Genomic DNA, 5,248 nt, shown 5'->3' on the forward strand with positions numbered 1-5,248 from the left:
TAGGCAATCGTCTCGCCATCCGCGATCGCTCCGTCTCCGCAACCTGACCAGCTCCGACGGAGCAATCGCTACCGGCGTGTCACTGGAGAGAGGAAGAATAGTAGCTTGACAACAAACCGCAATTAAAGGGCCGATTGACAACCATTGCCCGCGCCGCACGTCGCCCCCTTCGTCGCGACGGCATTGGCGCAAGTCGAGGGAGCGCTATCGATCGGCGAAGCCCGCCTGATGGTGGGGCATCGCGATCCGCATGATGGCGTGCGCGCCGAAGTCCCGCGCGGGCTACCACTTCGCTGCCGCCATCGGCTTCGATCCTTGCTTGAGGACTACGCGCCGACGATCCCGACCGGGCCAACGATCAACACACACTCGCCGGGAGAAGCTGGGCCGCGGTCTCGAACACTTCCGCAAGGAAGGCGCGAGGTTGATCCCGCCACCGACCGCGACGATCCTTACGAGGACGAAGCCTACCGGCTGTGGGCGATCAAGCAGCAGAGCAAGTGTCCGAGAGGCCCGCGTCATTTTCGTCTGCGCCGTATCCGTTTGCTGCTGAGCCGTTTGGCGTTTGCCGCCACCTTTCTTCGATACTGCTCAACAATCTTGTTTCCAGATGCGCCAGCCATCAGGCTTGTACCGGCCTTCGCCGCCGCCAAGACCTTTTCACTCACCATGCGCTGGGCTTCTCGTTGAGCCGCTTTGCCGCCGCGCATCAGCTTCGCGATCCGAAGTCCGATCACGCGATTGCTTTCTAGCCCTAGCATCATCCAGTTCCACATGGTGCGATATTCCCAGTCGTTCGAACGGCGTACCATCAGGGATGCCATCAACGGCCACGGTGTGCGCGATGTTCAATCAAACCTGCGTGGCTGGTCAACGGGCGCAATCTGCTCGCTCATTCCCTCCTGAGCCCGCCTCGGCAACACACGTCACCAACGGACTAGCAAGAGTTCCTTCACCTTCACTCACGGATACATCCGAATGGGCGATAGCCGAAGATCACTTGATGCTGAAGAGTGAGACCGCTGCTGCTGGGGGCCAAACGGGGATGTCCGATGGGTGCGGCAGGCTCGCGCTTTGCGCACATGAAGAGAAGTCTCCGCGTTCGGGCGGTCGTTGTCGGCGTTCTGGAGGAGTTGCCGTTTATCTGCCCGGTGGCGGTCGCGATCGGCTCGCTGATCATGATCGGCATCACGCTCTATATGGATTGGTCCCAGTGAGCGGGAAGTGACGAGCGATCTTACCATGGCGGCTTCTGCAACTGACCGATCTCGAATTGCGTCGGTATTCAAATGCAGGTCAGCATTGGTGGCTTGAGCCTCAGTCCGGAAGCTGGGGATATGTCCCCTTGGGTTCTACCAGAACGAGCGAGTAGCTCATTCGAGAGACGACCAGAACACTCACGCCACCACCGCGCCCCTCAAGGAGGCCCCCGACACAAGGCAGCTCAAACTCTTCAAGTAGCAGACGATCAGAGCCAGACTGTGCCACGGGCGGAGCGGCCATCCCGCTTTCGCTTTTGTGACGCTTTAGCCACGCTTACCGGTGAGGACCTGATCTTGAAACGTAGGAGAGTACGTCATGCCGCCGACCGATCAGTCGCGAAATCATGTTGGCGAACTGAACGAGAGAAAGAATTGCGAGAAATTCCAAAATCATTTCGAAAAGCCTCCGGGTTCGAAAATTCGCTGTTGTAAAACACGCCCCAGCCCGGAGACCGCAAATCTAGAACTGTTTGTTGCGGCGTAAACGCAAAATGGAACAGTTCAACGAAGAACAATAAATCAGTTGCCTTTCGGCAACAGCATGAGGAGATTGCAGCGTTCTCGAAAACACGCTTTCATTGCCGCGACGTGCGCAGCATCGGCTTCACTGCGCGACGATTGCCGCCGCTCCCGCCGCAGGTATCGCAAGTAAGCCACGCGGCTCTGATCTAGCGGGAAGCCGTCACCTTGCCGCCTTGCCGATGTAGGCCCGGCTGCAATCGAGGTGCAGCGTCATTGGCCCGACGCGCTGACAGTCGTAGCCCTTTGGCGATGAGGGCAATCAACGGTGACGGTCTCGGACATCAGCCATTCCTGTTGCGCCGCGCCGCTTTTGAAGGATCGTCGATCTTAGCGTCGCCCTCATTGTGCCGTCTATCGCTTGAGGAAATGACGGCGTCTCAAGACCAGAATTGGTCCTCCCGCTGCTCATCGCCTTGATACTCGCGGAAGTCGGTCGCCTTTCCGTTCTTCATCTGCCAGACGTGGATCTCCGGAAACGACGCGGACAGCCCGTTTCGTTCTGCGTTCACGGTAACCAAGGCGACAACGAGATCGTCTTCAGCCAGCACATTGTGCACATCCATGCTGAACGCGCCTCCCGAAAGCTCCATCGTGCGTTGAAAGAAGCCTCCGACCTGATCGTGACCGGTATAGTCGCCTGATAGGGGACTATGACCGGGAACGTGCCATGTGATGCCGGCGTCGAAAACCGCGAAAACCGAGGGGATGCTTCCTATCGCAAAGTCTTCGTAGGCCTTGCGGATAATCACCGAATTCAAATCGCCCATTGTTGTCTCCCCTAAAAGGGTTAGCACTCCTACGGGACTAATCGTAGTCACGGTGAAGTACAAAGCCCGAATATAGCAACCAATCGGTCGCCTCGAAATGTCTCCTCTTGGGCCCAGCGTCATTTTCATACGGAGCGAAAGTTCGTCGCTGTCAGACCAAGGCGGACGTTCGCCTTCGCCTGCAACTGCAACAACGGTTTTTCTCGCAGCAAATATCCAGACCTCCCGGCGTCGCGCGGTCCCCGCGTTTTCTACACGCCTCACAGGACCCGGACGACCTCGCGCAACTCCGTTCAATCCGAACGTGGCAGGCGCAAAGAGCGGCGACGGCGGAGCGGCGATGAGGCACACGATGGGCTGTAAGCTTGGCGCGCGCGCCGAGATCTTCGCAAGGCGCTCGGGCGCGGCCTCGATCACTTCCGCAGCGAAGGCGCGAAGCTGATCCCGCCGCCGACAGAGCGGGACGCCTACGAGGCCGAAGCCTATCGGCTGTGGGCGATCAAGCAGCAGGGCAAGTGACCGCGACCTAGTGCAACGATATGTCCGGTGTTGGATGGAAACCGGAAGTAGTCAGCGCAGGGTCAAAACGACGCGAATGACCCCAAGCGGACTTCTGTTGATTTAGATCAACATGAGCGGCGCGAGACTTCGTTTTCTTGCGTCCTTGTAGTGGCAGCCCTCTCCAGATCCCTGTAGATCAGCATCAAGGACAACCTCGATGAGATGTAGATTGATCAGTCTGACGTTTGCTGTCTCTTTAATTCCAATCGTTGCGAATGCGCAGGTAACCATTGATATGGGCAAGATCATATGTAGCCAATATCTTGCTATGCCGCAGTCACAGTCAGATAAGTTTTCTGCCTGGATGAGCGGTTGGTTCAGTTATCAGAACAACAGGACCTTTGTGGACCTTGCTTTGCATCAACAAAATATCGCCAACGTAAAGGCATGGTGCCAATACCATCCGGCGGAAAGCGTTATGTATGGCTTGCAACAATCGGTAGGCAAAAATTGACGGCTCGGGACTTTGGAGGATCGCTATGAAATGCAGGGCTCTTGTCGTTTCTGTGATTTTGATAGGCGCGGCATCAGCGCCAGCCGCGGCTCAGATCAAGCTGGACATGAACAAGATCACTTGCGGAAATTGGCTAGGATACGGTTCAGCAGACCGAGATTTCGTAAGGTATTTCATGAGCGGCTACTATAACGCGGCTGCAAATAACAATGTTTTGGACTACGACCGCCTGCAAAAGAATTCCGAAAAAGTTGTCGCCTATTGCAAAAAGCACAAATCCGAAACGCTGCCAACCGCCATTCAAAAAAGCGCCAGCTAGGTTGTGGGCCCCGACGGCGGCGTCGCGGCCGGAGTCTTGGCCGGCCACATTGCCACTCCTCGACCGAGAGTTGAACGGGCCACTGGAACTGCGCAACCGCCTCATTGTTGCGCGCATAACCGCGCGTGCTTCAATACGTCTCCTTTTGTTGGCCCCTTTCGGACTCGACAGACTTGGCTGATAATGTCCGCTCACGCGGCTGAAGCGGGCATTAAACATTCGCAGTTTGCGGCCTGCTTATGGCCAATCGGCACACACGGAATTTGTGTACCAATTCGCATAAATAAAGCCGGGATTGCGCGATTGCAAACACGCTTGCGCGGGGCCGTCGCGCGGTCCCCGCAGGAACTCGCGCCCTCCACAGGACCCTGACGACCGATTGGTCATGGCCCCGGTCCTCTTTGACTGAGCGGGCCCGGAACAGACTTGCTCGAAGAGTGTTGGTCCTGCATCACCGCCCGGTCATAGGCTCTTATCGGTGATGTGAACGCCGGTTGCGCTTCCCGCCTTCCTCTTGAAGAAAGGAGCGCGCCATGAAACGGCGTCGTTTCAAGCAACAAGTGCCGCTGCAAGATCGTCTTGCGTCATTCGCCAAGACGGCGCGCGAAGTTGCGGCGCTTCTTCCCCCCGGGGCAGAAAAAGACAAACTGCTCCGCAAGGCGTCCGGGGCCGATACGGCGGACTGGCTGAACGAAAGCTTAGGGTCAACCGCCCAGCGGCCGCCCAAAGCAACTCCATGAGGGATTATCAAGCGGCTCTTGAAAAGCTTCGGAAGGATGCTGCTGAGGCCGCGCTAATCCGCGATCTTGCCACTGTCCCGACCAAGCGGGAAATGTTCGATATGTTGGCCCTGCATCTGACCAGCCTTGCCGATCATGTTGAGCTTGCGATGATCGAAGCTTCCAAGACGGCGAAGCGGGCGTAACGCCCTCAGTGCCCACGGGCAGCGGCTCGCACCGGCAGCGCCACCGCGTCACCATCGTCAGCCGCCGCGCAACGCAAGCGCAGTTCTGTTCTTGGGACAAAAGCGCAAAATCTGCAACTTGATCGAAGCCGCGCGCTCGACCGCGCCAGCATCACGGCGCGGACAGGCGACCGACAGCGGACGGCAACCAACGGAGCATGGATGATGATGGATAAAATCCAACGCGCCATTTTAGAAAATCAAGTCATCCTTGCCGAAGCCCTGTGGATGCTCCTGCATTCGCAAGGTATCAGTTCGGACGCAACGCTTCAGAACGTCTCCGCCCGCATCAAGGCTACCCGGAAGCTGCTCGAAGAACACAGCGAGGAGAACCCTTAGCGCGGCGTCGCCTCATCACCCGTCGAGCGCGGCAGCACGTCACCGCAACGGCGACAGGCG

At 57.7% G+C, this 5,248-nt stretch carries 8 protein-coding genes; 6 read left to right on the forward strand and 2 right to left on the reverse strand.

Going from position 1 to position 5,248, the window contains the following annotated elements; all coding sequences use genetic code 11:
- Positions 1-518: 518 nt before the first annotated feature.
- The gene (locus CT676_RS42870) at positions 519-776 is read right to left on the reverse strand and encodes a hypothetical protein (RefSeq protein WP_028154361.1); all 258 of its coding nucleotides are present in this window, start codon (positions 774-776) and stop codon (positions 519-521) included.
- Positions 777-1,082: 306 nt separating this feature from the next.
- Here CT676_RS42870 and CT676_RS46210 point away from each other — a divergent pair, with 306 nt between their 5' ends.
- Positions 1,083-1,217 (forward strand): hypothetical protein, encoded by a 135-nt coding sequence (locus CT676_RS46210; RefSeq protein WP_256376473.1) that lies wholly within the window; start codon positions 1,083-1,085, stop codon positions 1,215-1,217.
- Positions 1,218-2,161: 944 nt separating this feature from the next.
- On the opposite strand, the gene CT676_RS44670 is transcribed toward CT676_RS46210, so the two are convergent.
- On the reverse strand, positions 2,162-2,551 hold the full coding sequence (locus CT676_RS44670; RefSeq protein ID WP_157790253.1) for a nuclear transport factor 2 family protein: 390 nt from the start codon (positions 2,549-2,551) through the stop codon (positions 2,162-2,164).
- A 730-nt stretch (positions 2,552-3,281) separates the two neighbouring features.
- Between CT676_RS44670 and CT676_RS45915 the strand changes: the two genes are divergently transcribed.
- The 5 genes from CT676_RS45915 (at position 3,282) to CT676_RS44675 (ending at position 5,188) form a co-directional block, all read left to right on the forward strand.
- On the forward strand, positions 3,282-3,566 hold the full coding sequence (locus tag CT676_RS45915; RefSeq protein ID WP_223153946.1) for an HdeA/HdeB family chaperone: 285 nt from the start codon (positions 3,282-3,284) through the stop codon (positions 3,564-3,566).
- A gap of 25 nt (positions 3,567-3,591) precedes the next feature.
- Positions 3,592-3,885, forward strand: coding sequence for an HdeA/HdeB family chaperone (locus CT676_RS45920; RefSeq protein WP_084795025.1), 294 nt, complete (start codon positions 3,592-3,594; stop codon positions 3,883-3,885).
- 533 nt (positions 3,886-4,418) lie between these two features.
- A complete protein-coding gene (locus CT676_RS42895; RefSeq protein WP_084795024.1) occupies positions 4,419-4,625 on the forward strand; it encodes a hypothetical protein in 207 nt (68 codons plus the stop codon).
- On the forward strand, positions 4,622-4,810 hold the full coding sequence (locus tag CT676_RS42900) for a hypothetical protein (RefSeq protein ID WP_084795023.1): 189 nt from the start codon (positions 4,622-4,624) through the stop codon (positions 4,808-4,810). Before CT676_RS42895 ends, CT676_RS42900 begins: the two co-directional genes overlap by 4 nt.
- A gap of 201 nt (positions 4,811-5,011) precedes the next feature.
- Entirely contained in the window at positions 5,012-5,188 is a 177-nt protein-coding gene (locus CT676_RS44675) for a hypothetical protein (RefSeq protein WP_166086818.1), read from the forward strand.
- Positions 5,189-5,248: the final 60 nt, after the last annotated feature.

This window comes from Bradyrhizobium sp. MOS001 (genome assembly GCF_004634465.1).
In the GTDB taxonomy this organism is placed as follows: Bacteria; Pseudomonadota; Alphaproteobacteria; order Rhizobiales; family Xanthobacteraceae; genus Bradyrhizobium; species Bradyrhizobium barranii.